This is a genomic window from Sphingomonas sp. (assembly GCF_965200105.1).
GTDB lineage: Bacteria > Pseudomonadota > Alphaproteobacteria > Sphingomonadales > Sphingomonadaceae > Solisphingomonas.
Map to the genome: position 1 here is coordinate 696009 of NZ_CBDATN010000002.1, position 22163 is coordinate 718171.

Genomic DNA, 22163 nt, shown 5'->3' on the forward strand with positions numbered 1-22163 from the left:
GGCGGACGGCCGCTCAGTAGGTGCCGCTGAAGCTGCGGTCGAGAAGGCCCCGTCCGCCCTGCTCGCCCCGTCCACGGTCGCGGTCGCCGCCGGACGGGCCGCCACGCTCCTCGGTGTCGCGCCAAGCGCGCTTGGCGTCGTCGCCGGTCTTGGAAAGCTGGACCTTCTCGCCCACGCTCGCGATCCACGAGGAGGGGATTGAATGGTGGTGGCCGCCCGCATCCTTGTCGGTCTTGGTGAGCAGGATGTGATCGGAGCGGACGTGATCGACGGTGCCGACATGCGCGCCGTCGGAACCGATCACCTCCTGATGCTCCTTCACCTGCGTCAGCGAATCCCGCTGGGTCTGCCGGTTCTGGCGCCACGTCGCGAACTCGGTCTCGAAGCGCGACTGGTTCTCGCGGCGATACTCGTCATAATCGCGATCGAACGCGCTGAGCTGCCTGTCGCGCCAGTTGGCGTGGCCGTGCTCGTCATGTCCGACGTGGCGCTGTTCGGAGGAGCGGCCCTCGTCGCGATTGTAGCCTCGCGTCCACTCGCCGCCATAAGTGTCGGCGCGGTCGCGCCCGGCCGTCGGCCGCCCGCCCTGGCCCGAGCGATACGCCTGCTCGCGGCTCCTGTAATCATCGTCGCCGCCATAGCCGCGGCCGCCCTGGTCGGTCCCGCCAACATAGCCCCGCGCCGCGGAATAGCTGCCGCGCCGGAACTCGTCCTGATTAGACCTGTACCAGCCCGGGTCGCTCGTCGGCGAGCGGTATCCGCCCTGCTGGCTGCTGGCATAGCGTTCACGATCGCTGCGCTCGTCCTCACGTTCGTCGTAGCGCCTGCGCCGCTCGGCCTCGTCGTCTCCGAACCAGGAGCGGACCTCGTCGCCCGCGCGCTCGAAGAAGCCGCGATCGCGCGGATCACCGCGCTGCTCGCGATCGTAGCCGCCATAATCGCGCCTGCCGTTGCCGCCGCGCTCGTCGCGTTCATAGGCCATGTCGTCGACTCCTTCCTCCATGCGCGATCCGGCACCGCGTCCGGTCGTCGTCGGCAGAAAACGGGTGCCGCGAAAGCCGGGTTCCGGCGGCGCGACGAGGCGTCACCGGCGCTCGACGGATCGTGCAGGAGGGGTCTGGTCGCATCCCAGAAACGCGATTGCCAAGCCTGGGATCGGCGTCTAGAGGGAGCGCCCGGCGGGTGCGGGGCTGTAGCTCAGATGGGAGAGCGCTGCAATCGCACTGCAGAGGTCAGGGGTTCGATTCCCCTCAGCTCCACCAGCCCCGCCGGCTTCTCCTAGCGGTTCGCTGGTCCGGCGACGGGGTTCGCGGGCGCCGATGCTCCGGGGATGACGATCTGCCTCACCGTCTTGCCGGCCGCCTCCACCGATGCGGCGCTGGACTGGACGGTGGCGAGGCACGCGTTCATGTCCGCTCCCGCCTTCTCGGGCGACACCGTCTTCGCCGCCGCCGTCATCGCGTTGGTGAGCGCCGCACCCGACAGGCGACCCGAGACCCGGCCCAGGTAGAACAGGCGCGCCTGCGCCGCCGCCGCCTGCCCTTCCGAGTGGGCGGCCGCCTTGGCGTAGAGGTTGCTGAGCAGCAGGCAACGCGTATCGCGGTTGGCGGGTGCGGACGCCGCCGGGCGCGCGGCGGGCTTGGCCGTCGCCTTGCCGGCGGGCGGAGCGACCGCCGCCAGCGCGGCACCGGGCGCGAGTGCCAGCAACGTGGCGACCGTGAGGCGCTTAGACATGGTCGATCCCTTCGACGTGATGGTTCGGGCTCCAGAATGACCGAGACGGCCACCGGGTTGCGCGTCAGCCCGCAGCCCCTCCGACATCGGCGGCGATGCGGTCGGCGAGCTGGCCGAGCAGCGCCGCGAACGAGCGCGCCGCGCCCGTAGGATCAGCTGCGCCGTCCGTGACGAGCGCGAGCTGGCGGACGGCCCCACCCGGCAGCGGACGCCACGCGACCTGCATGGTCGCGCCGCCGGCGCGCGGATCGAAGGAGAGGATGGTGACGTCGAGCGCTATCGCCTTGCCCACCGTGCCGGTGGCGCCCGGCGGCAGCACCGATCCCGCCGGCAACCGCGCCGTCAGATCGCGGACCAGCGCGTCGCGCGCGAGCACGCCGAGCGGCGCCGACCAGCGTGCGAAGTCGTCGACCTTCAGCGTGCCCGCCTCCGCCTGCGACACGAACTCGGCACGATCGATCGCCGCGGGCACGTGCACCGCCGGCACCGCGATCGGCAGGCCGCGATAGCCGCCGCGCACCGCCGCTTCCGCCGGCGCCACCGGATCGAGCGTGAGCGTCACCGACGGCGGACTATGGCCACAGCCGGCGAGCGGCAGCAGCACGGCGAGGAGCGGGACTGCGGCACGCATCACTTCTTCTCCTTCGCCTTGCCGCGGATCAGCGCCTCGGGATGCCGCCCCAGATAGTCGGTCAAGGAACGGATCGAGCGCGCCGCGCCGTCGAGCTGCTGGATCGCGTCCGGCAGGCTGCGGTCCTGTGCTGCGCCCTCGCCCGACAGCACCGTGCGTGCCGCCGCCGCCGTGGCGTGAAGCTCGTCCGCCGTCTGGTTGAGCTTCGTCACCAGCGGCCCGACCTGAGGCTTCACCTGCGTCATGATCTGGTCGAGCTGGCGCAGCGTGCCGTCGAGGTGGACGGTCGCGTCGCGGACCTGCGGCGAACCCGTCAGCGAGGCGAGATTGCCCGTCAGCCTGCGCACGTTGTCGCCGATCTGGGCGAGCGGCATCCGGTCCACCTTACCGAGGATGCTGTTCGCGTGCGCGACGAGGTCGTCGGTGCCGGCACCACCCTCGGACACCGGGATCGTCGGCAGCGCGCCGCCGGCGCCCAGCCCCGTCGGGCCGGCGCGGTCATCGGCCAGCATGACGACGTGCGCGCCCACGAACGGCGGCGATTGGGCGAGCTTGGCGCGGAAGCCCCGCCTGAGCAGCGCCGACACCGCGCGATCGGACGCGCGCCGCCACTCCGCCATCGACGCGGTCTCGGGCAGCACGACATCGAGCTTGCGCGGGTAGAGCCCGATCACCGCCTGCGTGTAGGGCCTGCCGCCCGGCGCGAAGAGCAGCGTCGCCTCGCGCAGCCGGCCGACCGTGTAGCCGAGCATCTTCACCTCGGAGCCGCCGCCGAGATCGCCCGCCGGGCCGCTGAAGACGAGGCGATAGGGGATTTCCGGCCCGGTCGGCCCCTGCTGCGCGCCCGACTGGTCGTCGTAGAGCGCGAAGCGCGTGTTCGCGGGCGCCTGGAAGCCCTTCGCGAAACGCTCGGGCAGCTCGTACTCGACCGCGCCCTGGAGGAGGCTGGATGGCGACGATACGCCCGCCGACAGGCTCGCGCCGCTGAGCGAGAGCTTGAGCGGGCTGCCAGACCAGAACTGCCCGCCCTGCTTGATGTAGCTGTCGTAGGGCGCGTTGACGAACGCCTGCATGGCGAAACGCTGATAGCCGATCATGCCTGTCCTCACGATCTTGCCGATCGTCAGGCCGCGATAGGTGACGCCCGCGCCCGGCTGCACCGAGCCGAGCTTGCTTGCGTCCAGCCAGTAGATCGTGCCCTTGGCGCCGGGCGCGATCACGGGTGGCGAGCCCAGCCCTTGGAACCGGCGCGTAGGCGTGCCGCCGGTGCCCGGCGCCAGCGCGATGATGACGCCCGCCACCGCGGCGCGGATCGATTGAATATCGGTGATCGTCGGGTTCTCGCCGATCAGCCAGAACATCGTGTTGGTGTTGAGCGACTTCTTGGCGCGCGGGTCAAGCGACAGCGTCACGTCCACATGCTTGCCGTCCTGCGAGATGCGGACGCGCTTGACGTGGCCGATCTCGACGCCGTTCTCCAGCACCTTGGTGTCGCCGGGCGTCACGCCCTCGGCATAATCGAATGTCACCACCGCCTCGACGCCGTGGCGGCTGAGCGCGCGGACCCCGAGATAGGCGCAGATAATGAGTGCAGCGAGCGGGATCGCCCACACCAGCCCAGGCCAGCGCCCGCGCACGCGCCGGGCGAAGGGCGGCTGACGGTCGTCATGGGGTGCGGCGTCGCTCAACGGGCTCTCCTGGCGGCGTCCCACATCAGGCGGGGATCGAAGGTCTTGGCGGAGATGATGGTGAGGATCACCACCGCCGTGAAGGGGACGGCAGCAGGCTCGGCGCGGCCGTAGACGAGCGCGTTGTAGTTCATCACGGGCACGAACGCACCGATCACGAACGGGTCGACCATCGACCAGCGGCCGATCTCCTCCACCACGCGATAGGTGCGCGTCTTCCAGACGAGATGCCGGTTCGAGCGGCGGACGACCGAGAGGACGCACCAGCTGATCCCGGCGAGCTTCAGGAAGGGGATCGCGAAGCTCGCCGTGAACACCAGGATGGCGAGATCCCACAATCCCGCCTGCGCGAGCTCGATCACGCCTTCGAGCACGGTGTAGGTGGTCGGCTTGTAGTCGATCGGCAGCGTCGCCAGCGGGTAGATATTGGCGGGGATGTAGAGGAGGAGCGCGGCGAGCGTCAGCGCGATCGTGCGGCTCACCGCCTCGGGCTTACGGCGGTGGACGGGGTTGGTGCAGCGCGGGCACGGCGCGCCCTCACGGTGCGCGCCGACGAGTTGCTCGCAGTCGGTGCACTCCAGCGCGTCGGCGAAGGGCAGCGAGGTGCGCGTCGGCGCGATCCGCTCCCACACCGCCTGCCGGTCGAGCGTCGCGCGCACGAACAGCGACAGCACGCCCGCAGCGATGAAGCACATCGCGCCCGGCCCCGCCATCACCGCCACCGAATCGGCGAGCCTGGCGTAGGCGACCGCCAGACCGAGCAGGAAGACGTCGGGCATCGCCCAGGTCTGAAGACGATTCGAGTAGCGGAAGGCGCGACCGAGCCAGCGCGGATGCTCGCCGATTTCCAGCGCGCCGAGCACCAGCGTCAGCAGCGCGAAACGCATGATCGGGAACATGACGACGAACAGGAACACCACCGCCGCCAGCAAAGGCCACCCACCCTCCAGCATCGCACCCGCCGCCGATGCGAGATGACTCGACCGCGAGACGCCGAGCGCGTCGGTGCGCAGGAATAGCGACAGGTTGGCGGGCACCAGCAGCATCAGCGTCGCCATCGAGCAGGCGAGCGCGAGCCGCAGGCTGCGCCCGTGAGTGCGTTCGAGGATGCCGCCGCACGCCACGCAGCGCAACGAGGCGCGCGGCTCCGGCGGCGGCAGCCGCTGGTGACTGCCGCAGTCGGGGCAGCCGATCACGCGCGTGGGAAAGACCGCTGCGGTCGCCACGCCTTCGTCAGCCCTCCACCCAGCCGGTATCACGCACGCTTGTCATCCGGCCTCGCAATCCACAGCGGCAGGCATCCTAGCCGCCGGAGATCGCCGCTTTATTCCCGGTCGCGCCCCGACGCCACAGCCCAAGTCGACAGGCGGCGCCCGGCGGGAGTAAAGTCGCGCGTTGACGATGGGGGAAGACGGCAATGGCGGAGACGGAAGCGGGCGTGCGTCCGATGGGCAATCCGGCGAACGCGTTCCACATGGTGCGCACCACGCAGCAGGCGCACTATCAGCTGAGCCGGATGGCCGACCAGAAGGCGTCGATCCTGATGGGTGCGACCTTCGTGATCTTCACCGTCGCCGTCAGCCAGTCGCGCGACGGCGAGGTTGCGCCCGCGCCGCTGCTGATCCTCGGCGCCTTCGCGTTCGCGACGGCGGTGCTGTCGATCCTGGCGATCCTGCCCAAGACGCACCCGCAGCGCGCGGGCGAGGTCAACCTGCTGTTCTTCGGCTCCTTCGCGGGGTTACGGCGCGACGACTATATCGAGGCGCTGCTGGACACGATGGCGTCGGACGAGGAAATCTACCGCACGATGGCGAACGACATCTGGCAGAACGGCCAAGTCCTCTCGCGCAAGAAGTACCGGCTGCTCGGCTACGCCTACCGCGTCTTCCTTGTCGGGCTGACGCTGAGCTTTCTCGCCTTTCTCGTGACGCTGCTGTGGCGGTGAGGCCGTCCGCCCACTAGGCGGAAGGACGATGGCCGATACCGACGAGAGGGAGGCGATCCCGGCCGCGTCGCTGATCCTGATGCGCGCGGGCGCGGCCGGCGAGCCGCCCGACATCCTGTTCGTGGAACGCGCGAAGGCGCTTCGGTTCGGCGGCGGCGCCTGCGCGTTCCCCGGCGGCCGCGTCGATCCCGGCGACGAGGCGCTGGCCTCGCTCTACCCCGCATTGAGCCCGGCCGACGCGGCGGCGCGCATCGCCGCGCTCCGCGAGACATGGGAGGAGACGGGCGTCGCCATCGGCATCGGATCCGTCGAGGGCGACTTCCACGCCGCGGTCGTCGCCGCGCCACCCGATCTCGCCCGTATCGCGCCGTTCGCAAGGTGGCGGCCGCCGGCGAGCGCGCCGCGCCGCTTCGACACGCGCTTCTACGTCGCCGAGGCGCCCGTCGGCGCCGACGCCGTGGCGGACGGCGGCGAGACGGCGCGCGTGTTCTGGGCCAAAGCCGTCGCCGTTGCGGCGCAGGTGCGCGCGGGCGAGGCGCACGCGCTGTTCCCGACCCGGCGGCTGCTCGACCGGCTGGCGCTGTTCGGCGGCGCGGCGGAGGCGGCCGCCGACGCTCACGCGACGATCGACCGCATCATCGACGCGCGGGTCGAGCGGCGCGCCGACGGCGATTGGCTGTGCATCCCCGGGGACGCGGGCTATCCGTTGGCGGAGGAGAGGACCATGCCGGGCATCGACGGGTAGCGCGGCGTGGGATCAGCCGTCCGATTGACGAAACCGAACCCGCACCACGCCATCGCCGCCCGCTTCAGGCCTTCTCGATCGTGCACTGCAACGGATGCTGGTTCTGCCGCGCGAAGTCGACCACCTGCGTCGCCTTGGTCTCGGCGACCTCGTGGCTGAATACGCCGCACACGCCCACACCCTTCTGGTGGACGTGGAGCATCACCCGCGTCGCATCCTCGATGTTCATGCGGAAGAAACGTTGGAGACAGAGGACGACGAACTCCATCGGCGTGTAATCGTCGTTGAGCATCAGCACCTTGTAGAGTGACGGCTTCTTGGTGCGCGTGCGGGTGCGCGTCGCGACGCCCGTGCCGGACTCGTCGCCGCCACGGTCCTTCCCGGCCATCGCTCGCGGATCGATCGCGCGCCTCACCCTGTCGCCTGCCCTCGATAGTATTGGGATCGAACGATATGGCATCGCGCCATCGGACGGCAAGGGCGCAAATCCGCCTTCTCTCTCACTCCATCCTCCCGCGAAGGACGATCCGTCGCGACGAGAAAGGGCGGCCGCTCCACCTCGGAGCGACCGCCCTTGCAGCAAGCAGAAGGCCAGCCGGCGATCAGCCGATCGTGGGCGCCTTTACCTTCTCGGCGGCGACCGCCAGGCGGGTGGACAGCGGCTGCATGACCTCGCCGGCGAGCTTCACCCACGCCTCCGTAACGCGCGAACCTTCGGCGACCATCGCGTCGAACGACGAGCGGGCGTAGTCCGACTGGAGCTGGAACAGCTCGGTCGGCGACTTGGCGGCCGCGAAGCCCTTCACCGCGTTGGACGCGCTCTCGAAGCTCTTCTTCCCATAGTCGACGGCTTCCTGGCCGAGCGTCTCGACGCCTTTGGCGGCAACGCGGCCCGACGTCATGAACGCCTCAACATTGCCCTTGGCGAACTCGCCAAGCTCTTCAGCAACCTTGGCGCCCTTTTCCATAGAGGTCTTGGCACGGTCGCGCATGTCGCCGAACAGGTTCTGGACATTGTCGGCGGCGAACGGGGGAGTGTTGAACGCGGTGGCCATGGCGGCGATTCCCTTGTTGGCGTCGGTGGAAGAGACGTTGGTGTCCAGCGGACGATCAGCGGTAACCGGCGCCTCGGCATTCGCGCTGGACGCGGTAGGCGCCGGCACGAGTCGGCCCAGATTCTCGGCTGCGGCGGAGATCAGATTAGACACAACCATGCAGCAACTCCCGCTTCATGTTGCAGCGCAATATGACATTCAGCTGCCTTTTACAAGCCGGATTGTGCGCTGCAACAACCGTGTTTAGCGCGCGCGCACGTAGCGGCCTGGCGCATCCTCGATCGGGGTGCGGCTGCCCTGCCCCGGCACCCTCGCGCCATCGGCGGCGACGTCCCCGCCGGACCGCTCGTCGATCCAGGTGCGCCAGTGTGGCCACCAACTGCCCTTCGTCTCGGTAGCGCGCGACACGAACTCGGCAAGCGACGCGGCCGGCTCCTCGGCGGTCCAGAACTGGTACTTGCCCGCCGCCGGCGGATTAACGACGCCCGCGATATGCCCCGAACCCGCCAGCACGAAGCGCATCGGGCCGGCAAAATGCTCGGTGAGCTTCCACACGCTCTCGGCGGGCGCGATATGGTCCTCTCGTCCGGCCTGGACGTAGGCGGGGGTCGCGACCGTCGTCAGGTTGATCGGCGTTCCCATGATCGTGATCCCGCCGGGCACGACGAGCCGGTTGTCGCGGTAGAAGTCGCGTAGATAGTCGTGATGCCAGCGGCCCGGCAGGTTGGTGACGTCACCGTTCCAGTGCAGCAGGTCGAATGCCTGATACTCCTCGCCGAGCAGATAGTTGGCCGACACATAGTTCCAGACGAGGTCGCGCGAGCGCAGCAGGTTGAACGCGGCGGCGAGATAGCGGCCGTCGGTGACGCCGGTCTCCTCCGCGAGCGTCCCGATCAGGCCGAGCGTCGGGTCGGCGATGAGCAGCGAGAGATCGCCTGCCCGCTCGAAGTCCACCTGCGCGGTGAAGAAGGTGGCCGACGCCACCTTGTCGGCCTCTCCGCGCGCCGCGAGCAACGCCAGCGTGGCCGCGAGCACCGTGCCCGCCACGCAGTAGCCGATCACGTGCGCGCTCTCGACGCCCAAAACCTCGCGCGCGATGTCCACCGCCTCGATCTGCGCCGCGACATAATCGTCGAGATGGGTGTCGGCGGTCTCGGCGTCGGCGCTCTTCCAGGAGACCATGAACACGGTCAGCCCCTGCGCCACCGCCCAGCGGACGAAGCTCTTCTTCGGGCCGAGATCGAGGATGTAGAAGCGGTTGATCCACGGCGGGAAGATCACCACGGGCGTCGCGTCCACCCGCCCCGTGGAGGGCGCGTACTGGATGAGCTGGTAGAGCGGCGTCTCGTGGATCACCTTGCCGGGGGTCGCGGCGATGTCGCGGCCGATCTCGAAGGCGTTCGCGGCGGTGTGGCTGAGCTGGCCGCGCCCGAGATCGCGCAACAGGTTCTCCAAACCCTTGAGCAGGCTCTCGCCGCGCGTCTCGATCGCGCGCGTCAGTGCCTGCGGGTTGGTGAGGAGGAAGTTGGCGGGCGACGCCGCCTCCACGAAGCTGCGCGTCGCGAAGCGGAGCTGCTCGCGCTGCCGGTCCGAGATGCCGTCCACCGCGTCGACTTGGGCGATCAGCGTATCGGCGGCGATCGCGTAGGCCTGGCGGATCAGCGCGAAGGCGGGGTGAGAGGCCCAGGCCGCGTCCTTGAAGCGCTTGTCGGTCTCGGGCGCCGGCTCGGCGGCGGGGACGAGGAAGCGCTGCCACATCGCCACGCTGTCGCGCCAGAAGTCGGACTGGACGGCGGCGAGCTTGCCGATGTCGAAGCTGGCGCTCGCCGGCCATTGCGCGAACAGGGCGCCCATGTTGGGCATCGGCGGCGGCGCGGCACCGGCTTTCAGGCCATGTTCCAGCATCATCTGCTGCGCGCGGCCGATCACGCCGGTCCAGTGCTGCAGCTCGGCGAGACTGGGAATCGGAAAGTCGGGCGCGGCGGCCTCGACGGTCTTCTGCTCATCGGGCATCGCCGAACTCCTCATCACGCCTGTGCCGATCGCTTGCCCTGCGCTATAGCGCGATTGGCCCGTGTTCACGACCCGCCGGAAGGCTCACCCATGAACGACGACTTCTACCGCATCCGTCGCCTGCCGCCCTATGTGTTCGCCGAAGTGAACGCGATGAAGGCGGCCGCGCGCTCGGCGGGGCAGGACATCGTCGATCTCGGCATGGGCAACCCCGACGGAGCGCCCGCGCCGCACGTCATCGAGAAACTCGTCGAGGTGGCGCGCGATCCCAACGCGCACGGCTACTCCGCCTCGCGCGGCATCGCGGGCCTGCGCAAGGCGCAGGCCGGCTACTACGCCCGCCGCTTCGGAGTCGAGCTCGATCCCGAGAGCGAGGTGGTCGTGACGCTCGGCTCCAAGGAGGGGCTCGCCAACCTGGCGCAGGCGATCACCGCGCCCGGCGACGTCGTGCTGGCGCCCAATCCCAGCTATCCGATTCACACCTTCGGCTTCATCATCGCGGGCGCCGCGATCCGCTCGATCCCGGCCGCGCCGGGGCCGGACTTCTTCCGCCGGCTGGAACACGCCGTCGCCTATACGGTGCCCAAGCCTTCGGTGCTGGTGATGGGCTACCCGTCCAACCCCACCGCCTACGTGGCGGATCTCGCCTTCTACGAGGAGGTCGTGCGCTTCGCCCGCAAGCATAAATTGTGGGTGATCTCCGACCTCGCTTACTCGGAGATCTACTTCGGCGATACGCCGACGCCCTCGATCCTCCAGGTGCCCGGCGCCAGGGACGTGGCGATCGAGTTCACCTCGATGTCCAAGACCTACTCGATGGCGGGCTGGCGGATGGGCTTCGCGGTGGGCAACCGCACGCTGATCGCGGCGCTGACGCGGGTGAAATCCTATCTCGATTACGGCGCCTTCACTCCGATCCAGGCGGCGGCCGTGGCGGCGATCAACGGGCCCCAGGACATCGTCGAGGCCAACCGCCAGCTCTACAAGCGCAGGCGCGACGTGATGGTGGAGAGCTTCGGCCGCGCCGGGTGGGAGATCCCCTCGCCGGAGGCCTCGATGTTCGCCTGGGCGCCGATCCCGCCGGCGCTCGCGCATCTCGGCTCCATGGAGTTCTCCAAGCAGCTCCTCACCCACGCGCAGGTGGCGGTGGCGCCGGGCGTCGGCTTCGGCGAGGAGGGCGAGGGCTATGTGCGCCTGGCACTCGTCGAGAACGAGCACCGGCTGCGCCAGGCTGCGCGCAACGTGAAGCGTTACCTCCAGCAGATGGGGGTCAACGTCCCCACGTTGCGGCAGCGTCGCGCCGTCTGATCCTGTCGCGACGCTGACGGGGGCGTTCAGCCGCTGGCCACGCCGGCTAGCCTACCGCTCCGTGCCCGCAACCAACGGGCGACGGGGTCGGTTGAGCGGGTGGACGCAAGGAGTGGCGAGATGAGGACAATGATGCTGGCGATGGCGCTGACCGCGACGGCGGCAACGGGCGTGGCGGTCGAGCCGGCGACGGCGCAGTACCGCGACGATCGCGGCAGCTACGACCGTAGCAGCTACGATCGCGGCGGCTACGATCGCGGCGATCATGGCTGGCACGGCGATCGCAACGGCTGGAACCCGCGCGACGATTACCGCCGCGGCAACTATCGCGCGCGGCGCATGGGCCGTGACGATCAGGTCTATCGCGGCCGCGACGGGCGCTACTACTGCAAGCGCAACGACGGCACGACCGGGCTCGTGATCGGCGCAGTAGGCGGCGGCGTGGCGGGCAACCTGCTCGGCGGCGGCACGCTCGGCACGCTGCTCGGCGCGGGCGGCGGCGCGCTGCTCGGCCGCTCGATCGATCGCGGCAACGTGAAGTGCCGCTGATCCGCTACGCTTGAACCCGCCCTCCCGTCGTGCCAGCGGAGACGCCAGGCGGCGGGAGGACGGTTCGGCCATGAAGGACAAGGTGCGCGTCGCGCTGGCGGGGCTCGGCACGGTGGGCGCGGGCGTCGTCAAGCTGCTCGACGCCAACGCCGCGCTGATCGGCCGGCGGGCCGGCAAGCCCATCGAGGTCGTCGCCGTCTCCGCTCGGGATCGCGCCCTTGATCGCGGCTTCGGTCTCACGCGGTTCGACTGGGTGGACGATGCGACCGCTCTCGCCGCGCGCGACGACGTCGACGTGGTGGTCGAACTGATCGGCGGGTCGGACGGCCCGGCCCTGACGCTGGCACGTGGCGCTCTCGGCGCGGGCAAGCACCTCGTCACCGCCAACAAGGCGATGATCGCGCACCACGGCCTCGAACTCGCCGCCGCCGCCGAGCAGGCGGGTCTGGCGCTACGCTACGAGGCGGCGGTGGCGGGTGGCATCCCCGTGGTGAAGGGGTTGAGCGAGGGCGCCGCCGCCAACGCGCTCGGGCGTGTCTACGGCATCCTCAACGGCACCTGCAACTTCATCCTCTCGACCATGGAGAGCGAGGGGCGAGACTTCGCCGACGTCCTCGCCGAGGCGCAGCGGCTGGGCTATGCCGAAGCCGATCCCTCCTTCGATATCGACGGCGTAGACACCGCGCACAAGCTGGCGATCCTCGCCTCGATCGCGTTCGGCTCGCGGATCGACTTCGCCTCGGTCGCGACATCGGGCATCCGCGCCGTGCTCGCCGCCGACATCGCGCAGGCGGCGGCGCTGGGCTACCGCATCCGCCTCGTCGGCCTCGCCGAGACGGCACCCGAGGGCAGCGCGACCGCGGGCCTGTTCCAGCGTGTCCACCCGTGTCTCGTGCCGCTCTCCCATCCGCTGGCGCACGTCACGGGCTCGCTCAACGCCGTCGTGGCGGAGGGCGACTTCGTGGGACGGCTCACCTTCGAGGGCCGCGGGGCCGGCGGGGGACCGACCGCGAGCGCGGTAGTGGCGGACCTCGTCGACATCGCGCGCGGTCGCACCGGCCCCGCCTTCGCGATGCCGGTCGACGGATTGGTCGCGATGCCGGCGGCGGCGGCGGGCGAGCGGCGGGGCCGCGCCTATCTCCGCTTCTCGGTCGCCGACCGACCGGGCGTGCTCGCCGAGATCACCGCCGCCATGCGCGACGCCAACGTCTCGATCGAGAGCCTCATCCAGCGCGGGCGCGCGCCGGACGGCGGCGTGCTGGTGGCGCTCGTCACCCATGAGGGGCCGGAGCGGTGCGTCGCGGACGCGCTCGCCCGGCTGGAAGGTTCCTCCAGCCTGACGGGCAAGCCGCTGCTCATGCACATCCTCGATCTTTGACGGCTCGATCTGTGACGGGTCGGGACAGTGGTGCGCCTCCTCGCCTCGACATCGTCGCGGCCCTCCCCTAACGCTCGCCGCCTGCCAGACCCGAGGAGCCCCATGTCAGCCGATCCGATCGCCGCAAGCAACGCGCTCGACCGCGTCCTCGTCCTCGAGATGGTGCGCGTGACGGAGGCGGCCGCGATCGCCGCCGCCCGCCTCGTCGGTCGCGGCGACGAGAAGGCCGCCGATGCCGCCGCCGTCGAGGCGATGCGCGCCGCGTTTAACGAGCTCGAGTTCGACGGTACGGTGGTGATCGGCGAGGGCGAGCGCGACGAGGCGCCGATGCTGTATATCGGCGAGAAGGTCGGCCGCGGCGGCGAGGGCGCGCCCAGGATCGACATCGCGCTCGATCCGCTGGAGGGCACGACGCTGACCGCCAAGGCCAGCCCCAACGCGCTGGCCGTGCTCGCCATCGCCGAGGAGGGCGGCCTGCTCAACGCGCCCGACGTCTACATGGACAAGCTGGCGATCGGCCCCGGCTTCGAGCCCGGCCTCGTCGGGCTCGACAAGTCGCCGACGCAGAATGTCGAGGCGCTGGCGAAGGCGAAAGGCGTCGATCCGCACGAGATCGTCGTCTGCGTACTCGATCGCCCGCGCCACGAGGCGATCATCTCGGAGCTGCGCGCGATCGGCTGCGGCGTCCATCTCATCCCCGACGGCGACGTCGCCGGCGTGATCGCGGTGACCAACCCCGAGACCACGATCGACATGTACATGGGCCAGGGCGGCGCGCCCGAGGGCGTGCTCGCGGCCGCCGCGCTGCGCTGCGTCGGCGGCCAGTTCGAGGGCCGGCTGGTGTTCCGCAACGACGACGAGCGGGCGCGCGCCGCCAAGTGGGGCGTGACCGATCTCGAGCGCATCTACACGCTCGACGATCTCGTGAAAGGCGACGCGATCTTCGCCGCGACCGGCGTCACCGACGGCTCGCTGCTCGGCGGGGTCAAGCACCGCAAGGGCGCGATCACCACCGACAGCGTGGTGATGCGCGCCTCCTCGCGCACGGTGCGCTGGGTGAAGGGCGAGCATCGCCGCTGAACGAGCGCACGCGCTGGCTCAGGCCGGCGCGCGCGTTCGCCGGTACCGGAAATACCAGACCTCGTGCCCCTTGGCGCGCGCCTTGGCCTCGTAGCGCGTCTCGGGCCAGTCGTCGGGACGCACGAGGAAGTCGCGGGGTCCATCCGCCAGCCACTCGAATTGCGGCATCGCCGCCATGACCATCATCGCCCATCGGCAGTAGACCGGATGGTCGGTGCCGAAGCGGAACTCCGCCCCCGGCGCCATCTTGGCGGCGAGCAGCCCGATCGGGCCCGCGTTCATGAAGCGGCGCTTGGCGTGGCGTGCTTTCGGCCAGGGATCGGGATGGAGCAGCCAGGCCGCCGACAGGCTGGCGTCGGGCAGCCGCTCCAACACGTCCAGCGCGTCGCCGAGGTGGAGGCGGACATTGTCGAGGCGTCGTTCGCGCACCTGCGCCAGCGCGCCGACCATGCCGTCGAGGAACGGCTCGCAGGCGACGAAGCCCGTCTCGGGTGCCCATGCCGCCTGTGCCCCGAGATGCTCGCCCTTGCCGAATCCGATCTCCAGCGCCAGCGGGCGATCTCCACCGAACAGCGCGCGGGCATCGAGCGGACCGTCGGGTACGGCCAGCCGCGGAAGGAGAGTCTCGACCAGCTCCGCCTGCGCCTGTCGCAAGGCATGGCCTTGGCGGCGGCCGTAGAGGCGGCGGATCGTCAGCGGATCATTCATCGCGGGCGCCTGTAGCGGGCGCCGGGCGTAGATGCACGCGCACCGGAACGCGCCTCGACGCGGCTCGTTGACCGCGTCCGACGCAAGGAGACGGACCATGACGACGTCAGGCAACAGCCAGGAGGACAAGGCCCTCGAAGGCATCGCGGTGTCGCCCCCCGTTCCTGCCGATGAGGATGCCCCGCCAGCGACGCCCGAGGTCCGCGAAGGCCTTGACGCCGACAGCCACGACAAGCTCAAGGAAGATCCCTCCGATCCCGACGCCAAGCTCGACATCGGCCTGGACGAGACCTTCCCGAGTTCCGATGCACCGGCGAACACGCAGCCGGGCGCGGATCATCCGGTGCCGTCCACGGGCTTCGACGAGGAGGAGGAGCGCCGCCTGGCCGAGGAGCGCGGCGGCTGATCCTCGGTACGCGATTTCCCTACGCTCATAGCGACAAGGCATCATCCTGGATGTTGCGTCGCAACAGGAAGCATGCTTCCTCTCGTATGGGAGGGGCGTGGTTAATCACCCGGTAAGTTCCCGGAGTTAACCATGTCGCCGCAAACGCGTGGGGAAGCGCCATGGGCACACGAGCACGGCCGGCGGACGGAGCGATGACGCTGGCGGAAATGAAGGAGTTCGCCTCCTTCCCCGCTGCCACCCAGCGTTACATCCGGCGCTCGCTGGACATCGGACTGGAGCGCGAGGACGCGCTCACCCGCTGGTCGCGCGACGTGGTCGAGGCCGCTAGCATCCGCGCGCAGGTCCGCATCTACGGCCGGCTCGACGCGTTGCGCACGATCATCCCCGACGACAGCGGGCTCGACTCGGTCGAACCGTTCATGGCGCCGCTCGTCACCCTCTCCGCCTTCGATCTGGGGCAGGATCGGCTGGAGAGCTTCGGCGCCTATCGCTTTCTCTACGAGCGGCTGCTTGGCGCGCCCGTGCGCCCGTGGCTGCCCGGCGCGTTCTGCGCCGCCGCCGCGCTGCCGCACCTCCACCCCGAGCGTCGCCGCAAGCTCCTCCAGTCGATCAGCGAGGCCGCCGCGACGGCCGCCGGCTGGTCCGCACGCGAACCCAGCTTCTTCCCCGAATGGGTCGAGAAGGTCGACATGCGGCTGGCGAACTGACGACGTCGCACGAAACGCTTTGATCGCGGGCACGTTCGGGCATCACAGCCCGTCCTGGAGTGTCCGATGCCCGCGATCCGCCTAGAGACCAAGCGCGTCGAGAAGCCATGGGGCCGTCACGACCTATGGCCCGGCTTCGCCGACGTGCCGGAAGGCGGGCAGCCGGTGGGCGAGGTCTGGTTCCAGGCGCCGCAGGACGATGGCGAGACCGATCCCGAGCTTCTCGTCAAATATCTCTTCACCAGCCAGAAGCTGTCGGTGCAGGTCCATCCCGACGACGCCGGCGCGCGCGCCAAGGGCTATCCGCGAGGCAAGAGCGAGGCGTGGCAGATCCTTTCCGCCGAGCCGCACGCCACTATCGGTATCGGCATGCTGAAGCCGATGACCAGAGACGAGCTGCGGGCGGCGGCGCTCGACGGCTCGATCGAGGACGATATCGATTGGAAGACGGTGAAGCCGGGCGAGTTCTGGTACTCGCCGGCCGACACTGTCCACGCGATCGGGCCGGGGTTGGTGGTTATCGAGATCCAGCAGAATGTCGATCTCACCTACCGGCTCTACGATTACGGCAGCGACCGCGAGCTGCACCTCGACGACGCGGTCGCGGTGGCGGACCCGGTGCCCTACGTCGCGCCCTTCCAGCCGCGCGAGCTGGCGGACGGGCGGCGGCTGCTCGCGGCGGGCGACAAGTTCGTCGTCGAACGCTGGACGAAGCCGGCGACGGGCACGCTCGCCGCGACGCGCGCGCGACCGCTGTGGCTCGTGCCGCTCGGCGGCGAGGCTCAGGCGGGCGGCGAGAGCGTAGCGCCCGGCGGGGTGTGGCTCGTCGACGAGGCGGTGCCGTTCGCGCTGGAGGAGGGCGCGGACCTGCTGATCGCCTATCCCGGCGCCGCCGCTATCGACATGCTGGTGAGCTGAACCGGCGCGCTGCCGGGCGGCCGCCTTCCCAACCTCTGGATGCCGGTCTAAGGCGCGGCGATGGACAGGATCGTCATACGTGGCGGGCGCCGCCTCTCCGGCCGCATTCCCATTTCCGGTGCCAAGAACGCGGCGCTGACGCTGCTGCCGTGCGCGCTGCTGACCGACCAGCCGCTCACGCTGCGCAACCTGCCGCGCCTCGCCGACGTCGACGGCTTCGGCCATCTGCTGAACGGCATGGGCGTCTCCACCGCGATAGCCGGCGGCAGCCCCGCCGAGTTCGGCCGCGCCATGACGCTGACGGCCGATCGCATCACGTCCACCACCGCGCCCTACGACATGGTGCGCAAAATGCGCGCCTCGATCCTGGTGCTGGGACCGCTGATCGCGCGTGCCGGCGAGGCCACGGTGTCTCTGCCCGGCGGCTGCGCGATCGGCAACCGGCCGATCGACCTTCACCTGAAGGCGATGGAGGCGCTGGGCGCACGGATCGAGATCGCATCCGGCTATGTGCGGGCCATCGCGCCCGACGGCGGGCTGAGAGGCGGACGCATCGCCTTCCCCGTGGTATCGGTCGGCGCCACCGAGAACGCGCTGATGGCGGCCTCGTTGGCGAACGGCGAGAGCGTGATCGACAACGCCGCGCGCGAGCCCGAGATCGTCGACCTTTGCGAGTGTCTGATGGCGATGGGCGCCGAGATCGAGGGGATCGGTGGCGAGCGCATCGTCGTCCACGGCAAGCCGTCGCTCCACGGCGCCGACTACGCCGTGATGCCCGATCGCATCGAGGCGGGCAGCTACGCCTGCGCCGCGGCGATCACCGGAGGCTCGCTGGAGCTGGCCGGCGCGCGCGCCGACGACATGGCCGCGATCATCGACGCGCTGGGGGAAGCGGGGCTCGTCGTCGAGGCGATGGACGGGGGCCTCCGCGTCACGGGCGACGGACGGTTGAAGCCGCTCACCCTCTCCACCGCGCCCTTCCCGGCCTTTCCCACCGACATGCAGGCGCAGTTCATGGCGATGCTGGCGCTGGCCGACGGTGCCTCGGTGCTTACCGAGACGATCTTCGAGAACCGCTACATGCACGTCCCCGAACTCGCGCGGATGGGGGCGGACGTGCAGACGCGCGGACGCGTCGCGGTGGTGCGCGGCGTTGCCGGTCTGACCGGTGCGGAGGTGATGGCGACCGACCTGCGCGCCTCGATGAGCCTCGTCCTCGCAGGCCTCGCGGCCGAGGGTGAGACGCGCGTGCACCGCGTCTACCATCTCGACCGTGGCTACGAGCGGCTGGAGGAGAAGCTCTCCGCCGTCGGCGCCGACATCGAGCGCGAAGCCGACGGCTAGCGTTTCGGCGTGAGCTTCAGCAGCCGCCCGCCCTCCTCGTCCTCGATCAGCCACAGCGCGCCGTCCGGTCCCTCGACGACGTCGCGGATCCGGTGCCCCATGTCCCACCGCTCCGCCTCCCGGGCGGAGACGCCGTCGAACGCGATCCGCACCAGCGCCTGGGACGCGAGTCCGCCGGTGAAGGCGGAGCCGCGCCACTGGGGGAAAGCCTTGCCGTCGTGGATCACGAGCCCGGCCGGCGCGATCACCGGATCCCACCACAGCACCGGCGGCACGAACTCGGGCCGCGTCGCGTGCTTCGGGATCGGCGAGCCGTCATAGTTGATGCCGTTGGAGACCGCCGGCCAGCCATAATTGCCGCCCGGTCGGATAAGGTTGAGCTCGTCCCCGCCCCGCGGGCCCATCTCGATCTCCCACAACCGGCCCCGCGCGTCGAAGGCCAGGCCGTAGGGATTGCGGTGGCCGGTCGAGAATGCCTGCGCGCGCACCCCGCCCGCCTTCGCCATCGGATTGTCTGGGGGCGTCGATCCGTCGAGGTTCAGGCGCAGGACCTTGCCCAGCGCCTGCGCCGGATCCTGAGCCGGTGTCTTCCGCATCCGCTCCCCGCTGGCGAGGAACAGGTGCGTTCCCGCGGGGTCGAACGCGATCGAACCGCCGAACTGTCCGCCGTCGCCCTTCGGCAATTGCCGCCAGATCACCGTGAGCCCGCCGAGAGTGCCGCCCGCCAGCGTGGCGCGTGCGAGCGCGAGGCTCGATCCGCCGCGGCCGGGCTCCGCATAGCTGAGATAGATCGCGTGATCGGCCGCGAAGCGCGGCGACACCGCGACGTCGAGCAGGCCTCCCTGCCCCTTGTATTTCACGCGCGGCACGCCCGCGATCTGCCGCTTGGCGCCGGCCTGCGTGACGAGCCAGAGCTTGCCCGGCTTCTCCGTCACCAGCATCCGCCCGTCGGGCAGGAAGGCGATCGCCCACGGCATGTCGAAGGTCGCGACGGATGTCGCGGCGAACGGCCGCGCGGGCGAGACGCGCTCCACCGCCCGCGCGGTCGGCGGCGCGGCCGAGCTCGCTCCTCCGCCGAGCACCGCGGCCGCCAGCATCACCCTCGCCAGCATCATTGTCGCCCTCGTCACTGATCTCGTCTCCTATGGTCAACCGAACGCCGGGCGGGCTTGTGCGTGCCGCTTGCCGACGTCGCGCCATTGGAGTATGCGCGCAATATCCGACGGGCGGTGCTCGCGGGGGCAGGCGCGGGGCAGAGCGGCTAAGGTCGCTGGCCGACGCGCCCTTTTCGCACTGGCGGGTTCCTCCTGAGGAGCGGCCTCTACGCATCGCATCCCCGCCCGACCGAGCGCCGGAGGCCGCGCCGGCATCCGGCCTGCGCGGCGGACACGGCCAAAGACCTCCGGAGACAACCGGATGGCCGGACGAACGAACGAGTAGGACACGCACTCTTTATGGCGACAGCCGCCCAGCCCACCCGCGACGATTTCGCGGCGCTCCTCGAACAGACCCTCGGCACCACGGACGGCTTCGAAGGCCGCGTCGTCAAGGGCACCGTCACCGCGATCGAGAATGATCTCGTGGTGATCGACGTCGGCCTGAAGTCCGAGGGGCGCGTGCCGCTCCGCGAGTTCGCGACCGTACCCGGCCAGAAGCCCGACCTGAATGTCGGCGACGAGGTCGAGGTCTATGTCGACCGCGTCGAGAACGTGCATGGCGAGGCGATGCTGTCGCGCGACCGCGCGCGCCGTGAGGCGGCGTGGGACAAGCTGGAGCAGGAGTTCAGCAAGACTGCGCGCGTCGAGGGCGTGATCTTCGGCCGCGTGAAGGGCGGCTTTACCGTCGACCTCAACGGCGCCGTCGCCTTCCTGCCCGGCAGCCAGGTTGACATCCGTCCGGTCCGCGACGTCACGCCGCTGATGGACCTGCCGCAGCCCTTCCAAATCCTCAAGATGGACCGCCGCCGGGGCAACATCGTCGTCTCGCGCCGAGCGGTGCTGGAGGAGACCCGCGCCGAGCAGCGCACCGGCCTCATCCAGTCGCTCGCCGAGGGTCAGGTGATCGACGGCGTCGTCAAGAACATCACCGACTACGGTGCCTTCGTGGATCTCGGCGGCATCGACGGCCTGCTCCACGTCACCGACATGAGCTACAAGCGGGTCAATCACCCGTCCGAGGTCATCAACATCGGTGACACGGTGAAGGTGCAGATCATCCGCATCAACCGCGAGACGCAGCGCATCTCGCTCGGCATGAAGCAGCTCGAGAGCGATCCGTGGGAGGGCGCGTCCGCCAAGTACCCGATCGAGGGACGCTTCACCGGCCGCGTGACGAACATCACCGAATATGGCGCGTTCGTCGAGCTAGAGCCCGGCATAGAGGGGCTGGTCCACGTCTCTGAGATGAGCTGGACCAAGAAGAACGTGCATCCCGGCAAGATCGTCAGCACCAGCCAGGAGGTCGACGTCGTCATCCTGGAGGTGGACGAGGACAAGCGCCGCATCTCGCTGGGCCTCAAGCAGGCGCAGCAGAACCCGTGGGAGCGCTTCGCCGAGCAGCATCCGGTGGGCTCCACCGTCGAAGGCGAGGTCAAGAACTCCACCGAGTTCGGCCTGTTCATCGGGCTCGACGGCGACGTCGACGGCATGGTCCACATGTCCGACATCTCGTGGGGCATGACCGGCGAGGAAGCGCTGGCGCTCCACCACAAGGGCGAGACGGTGCAGGCGCAGGTGCTCGACGTCGACGCCGAGAAGGAGCGCATCTCGCTCGGAATCAAGCAGCTCGAGCGCGGCGGCGTCTCCGCCGGCGGCACCGCGTCCGAGGGCGGCGTCACGCGTGGCCAGACCGTCACCGTCACCGTGCTGTCCGTCGGCGATGCGGGCCTCGACGTCCAGATCGGCGAGGACGGTGCCACCGGCTTCATCCGCCGCGGCGATCTTGGCCGCGATCGCGACGAGCAGCGGCCCGAGCGCTTCCAGGTGGGACAGAAGTTCGACGCGCAGGTGACGGGCTTCGATCGTTCGAAGAAGCCGACCTTCTCGATCAAGGCGCTCCAGCTCTCGGAGGAGAAGCAGGCGGTGGCGCAGTACGGCTCGTCCGACTCGGGCGCGTCGCTGGGCGACATCCTCGGAGAGGCGTTCCGCTCGCGTCAGAACAACAACTAGATACCGGCTATCGAAGTCGAGAGACGAGGAGACGCCCTTCCCGACAGGCTCGGGGAGGGCGTCTTCGTTTTTGCCGCGGGCTGACGCCCGCCGGGTGACATTAACCTATATTTGTGCAAGACGGGCGCGATGATCCGTTCCGAACTTGTCCGCCGCCTCGCCGAGCAAAACCCGACACTGGGGCCGCGCGATGTCGAGCGGCTGGTCGCGGTCGTCTTTGACGCCATTGCGGGGAAGTTGGCGGACGGTGGCCGCGTCGAGCTGCGCGGGTTCGGCGCGTTCTCCACCCGGCCGCGCGACGCGCGCACGGGGCGCAATCCCCGCACCGGCGACGCGGTGCTGGTCGACGCCAAGCGCGTGCCTTACTTCAAGCCGGGCAAGGAGATGCGCTCGCGCCTCAACGTGTGAGGCTATGTGCCGCTCTTGGCGAGCTTCGCGTCATCCTCTATCCAGGCGATGGTTGCGGGTGTGGCGGAATTGGTAGACGCGCCGGACTTAAGCTGAACTTGGGTGCCCGGCGGGAAACCGCCGGTGCAGAACCGCTCAAATTCGGGGAACCCTCGCTTCGTGGGAATCCCGAGCCAAGCCGGCCTCCGGATCATTCCGGCGGTGGGAAGGTGTAGAGACTAGACGGGCGGCGCCTAAACTCCGGCGACGGAGCAGGGCGAAGGGATAGTCCAGACCACGAACGCCCGGCGGGCGGCGGCGCAAGCCGAAGTGGTATGAAAATCCGTGAGGCCTCGGCCTGTGGGGGTTCGAGCCCCCCCACCCGCACCAATCCGCC

At 69.9% G+C, this 22163-nt stretch carries 22 protein-coding genes and 2 tRNA genes; 14 read left to right on the forward strand and 10 right to left on the reverse strand.

The features are described from left to right. Window positions 1-13 precede the first annotated feature (13 nt). Window positions 14-982, reverse strand: coding sequence for a DUF2171 domain-containing protein (locus ACOFKX_RS04700; protein ID WP_419825917.1), 969 nt, complete (start codon window positions 980-982; stop codon window positions 14-16). A 204-nt stretch (window positions 983-1186) separates the two neighbouring features. On the opposite strand from ACOFKX_RS04700, the gene ACOFKX_RS04705 reads away from it, so the two are divergent. After that, window positions 1187-1262: transfer RNA gene (locus ACOFKX_RS04705), tRNA-Ala, on the forward strand. Between the two features lie 16 nt (window positions 1263-1278). Here ACOFKX_RS04705 and ACOFKX_RS04710 read toward each other — a convergent pair. From ACOFKX_RS04710 to ACOFKX_RS04725, 4 genes are all read right to left on the reverse strand, one after another. Continuing rightward, window positions 1279-1734 carry a hypothetical protein gene (locus tag ACOFKX_RS04710; RefSeq protein ID WP_419825918.1) on the reverse strand — a complete coding sequence of 152 codons (456 nt, stop codon included), beginning with the start codon at window positions 1732-1734 and terminating at the stop codon, window positions 1279-1281. 64 nt (window positions 1735-1798) lie between these two features. Then, on the reverse strand, window positions 1799-2365 hold the full coding sequence (locus ACOFKX_RS04715) for a PqiC family protein (RefSeq protein WP_419825919.1): 567 nt from the start codon (window positions 2363-2365) through the stop codon (window positions 1799-1801). Then, window positions 2365-4053 carry an intermembrane transport protein PqiB gene (locus ACOFKX_RS04720; RefSeq protein ID WP_419825920.1) on the reverse strand — a complete coding sequence of 563 codons (1689 nt, stop codon included), beginning with the start codon at window positions 4051-4053 and terminating at the stop codon, window positions 2365-2367. The genes ACOFKX_RS04715 and ACOFKX_RS04720 overlap by 1 nt, the downstream gene beginning before the upstream one ends. Next, the gene (locus ACOFKX_RS04725) at window positions 4050-5279 is read right to left on the reverse strand and encodes a paraquat-inducible protein A (protein WP_419825921.1); all 1230 of its coding nucleotides are present in this window, start codon (window positions 5277-5279) and stop codon (window positions 4050-4052) included. The genes ACOFKX_RS04720 and ACOFKX_RS04725 overlap by 4 nt, the downstream gene beginning before the upstream one ends. A 191-nt stretch (window positions 5280-5470) precedes the next feature. Here ACOFKX_RS04725 and ACOFKX_RS04730 point away from each other — a divergent pair, with 191 nt between their 5' ends. Both ACOFKX_RS04730 and ACOFKX_RS04735 read left to right on the forward strand, forming a co-directional pair. Next, window positions 5471-5998 (forward strand): Pycsar system effector family protein, encoded by a 528-nt coding sequence (locus ACOFKX_RS04730; RefSeq protein WP_419825922.1) that lies wholly within the window; start codon window positions 5471-5473, stop codon window positions 5996-5998. A gap of 28 nt (window positions 5999-6026) precedes the next feature. Then, the gene (locus ACOFKX_RS04735) at window positions 6027-6743 is read left to right on the forward strand and encodes an NUDIX domain-containing protein (RefSeq protein WP_419825923.1); all 717 of its coding nucleotides are present in this window, start codon (window positions 6027-6029) and stop codon (window positions 6741-6743) included. 64 nt (window positions 6744-6807) lie between these two features. Here the strand turns inward: ACOFKX_RS04735 and clpS are convergent, their stop codons facing one another. The 3 genes from clpS to ACOFKX_RS04750 all read right to left on the reverse strand — a co-directional run bounded on the left by clpS (window position 6808) and on the right by ACOFKX_RS04750 (window position 9811). Beyond that, a complete protein-coding gene (gene clpS, locus ACOFKX_RS04740; RefSeq protein WP_419825924.1) occupies window positions 6808-7131 on the reverse strand; it encodes an ATP-dependent Clp protease adapter ClpS in 324 nt (107 codons plus the stop codon). 214 nt (window positions 7132-7345) lie between these two features. After that, window positions 7346-7906 carry a phasin family protein gene (locus ACOFKX_RS04745; protein WP_419825925.1) on the reverse strand — a complete coding sequence of 187 codons (561 nt, stop codon included), beginning with the start codon at window positions 7904-7906 and terminating at the stop codon, window positions 7346-7348. Between the two features lie 135 nt (window positions 7907-8041). Next, complete coding sequence (locus ACOFKX_RS04750; protein ID WP_419825926.1) at window positions 8042-9811, reverse strand: PHA/PHB synthase family protein; 1770 nt, start codon at window positions 9809-9811, stop codon at window positions 8042-8044. A gap of 90 nt (window positions 9812-9901) precedes the next feature. Between ACOFKX_RS04750 and ACOFKX_RS04755 the strand changes: the two genes are divergently transcribed. From ACOFKX_RS04755 to glpX, 4 genes are all read left to right on the forward strand, one after another. After that, window positions 9902-11119, forward strand: coding sequence for an LL-diaminopimelate aminotransferase (locus ACOFKX_RS04755; protein ID WP_419825927.1), 1218 nt, complete (start codon window positions 9902-9904; stop codon window positions 11117-11119). A gap of 120 nt (window positions 11120-11239) precedes the next feature. Beyond that, a complete protein-coding gene (locus tag ACOFKX_RS04760; RefSeq protein ID WP_419825928.1) occupies window positions 11240-11668 on the forward strand; it encodes a glycine zipper 2TM domain-containing protein in 429 nt (142 codons plus the stop codon). A 70-nt stretch (window positions 11669-11738) separates the two neighbouring features. After that, window positions 11739-13046, forward strand: a complete 1308-nt coding sequence (locus ACOFKX_RS04765; protein WP_419825929.1) for a homoserine dehydrogenase — start codon at window positions 11739-11741, stop codon at window positions 13044-13046. 102 nt (window positions 13047-13148) lie between these two features. Continuing rightward, complete coding sequence (gene glpX / locus ACOFKX_RS04770) at window positions 13149-14126, forward strand: class II fructose-bisphosphatase (protein WP_419825930.1); 978 nt, start codon at window positions 13149-13151, stop codon at window positions 14124-14126. An 18-nt stretch (window positions 14127-14144) separates the two neighbouring features. On the opposite strand, the gene trmB is transcribed toward glpX, so the two are convergent. Next, a complete protein-coding gene (gene trmB / locus ACOFKX_RS04775) occupies window positions 14145-14834 on the reverse strand; it encodes a tRNA (guanine(46)-N(7))-methyltransferase TrmB (RefSeq protein ID WP_419825931.1) in 690 nt (229 codons plus the stop codon). Between the two features lie 97 nt (window positions 14835-14931). Between trmB and ACOFKX_RS04780 the strand changes: the two genes are divergently transcribed. The 4 genes from ACOFKX_RS04780 to murA all read left to right on the forward strand — a co-directional run bounded on the left by ACOFKX_RS04780 (window position 14932) and on the right by murA (window position 18212). Then, entirely contained in the window at window positions 14932-15240 is a 309-nt protein-coding gene (locus ACOFKX_RS04780) for a hypothetical protein (protein WP_419825932.1), read from the forward strand. A 161-nt stretch (window positions 15241-15401) separates the two neighbouring features. Next, window positions 15402-15950, forward strand: a complete 549-nt coding sequence (locus tag ACOFKX_RS04785; protein ID WP_419825933.1) for a hypothetical protein — start codon at window positions 15402-15404, stop codon at window positions 15948-15950. A gap of 66 nt (window positions 15951-16016) precedes the next feature. Next, a complete protein-coding gene (locus ACOFKX_RS04790) occupies window positions 16017-16868 on the forward strand; it encodes a class I mannose-6-phosphate isomerase (protein ID WP_419825934.1) in 852 nt (283 codons plus the stop codon). A gap of 60 nt (window positions 16869-16928) precedes the next feature. Further along, on the forward strand, window positions 16929-18212 hold the full coding sequence (gene murA / locus ACOFKX_RS04795; protein WP_419825935.1) for a UDP-N-acetylglucosamine 1-carboxyvinyltransferase: 1284 nt from the start codon (window positions 16929-16931) through the stop codon (window positions 18210-18212). On the opposite strand, the gene ACOFKX_RS04800 is transcribed toward murA, so the two are convergent. Beyond that, window positions 18209-19342 carry a PQQ-dependent sugar dehydrogenase gene (locus ACOFKX_RS04800; RefSeq protein WP_419825936.1) on the reverse strand — a complete coding sequence of 378 codons (1134 nt, stop codon included), beginning with the start codon at window positions 19340-19342 and terminating at the stop codon, window positions 18209-18211. The two genes, murA and ACOFKX_RS04800, sit on opposite strands and share 4 nt — an antisense overlap. A 324-nt stretch (window positions 19343-19666) precedes the next feature. Between ACOFKX_RS04800 and rpsA the strand changes: the two genes are divergently transcribed. The 3 genes from rpsA to ACOFKX_RS04815 all read left to right on the forward strand — a co-directional run bounded on the left by rpsA (window position 19667) and on the right by ACOFKX_RS04815 (window position 22156). Next, window positions 19667-21379: a 30S ribosomal protein S1 gene (gene rpsA / locus ACOFKX_RS04805; RefSeq protein WP_419825937.1), complete on the forward strand. Its 1713-nt coding sequence runs from the start codon at window positions 19667-19669 to the stop codon at window positions 21377-21379. A gap of 129 nt (window positions 21380-21508) precedes the next feature. Further along, on the forward strand, window positions 21509-21787 hold the full coding sequence (locus tag ACOFKX_RS04810; protein WP_419825938.1) for an integration host factor subunit beta: 279 nt from the start codon (window positions 21509-21511) through the stop codon (window positions 21785-21787). A 287-nt stretch (window positions 21788-22074) separates the two neighbouring features. Next, window positions 22075-22156: transfer RNA gene (locus ACOFKX_RS04815), tRNA-OTHER, on the forward strand. Window positions 22157-22163 lie beyond the last annotated feature (7 nt).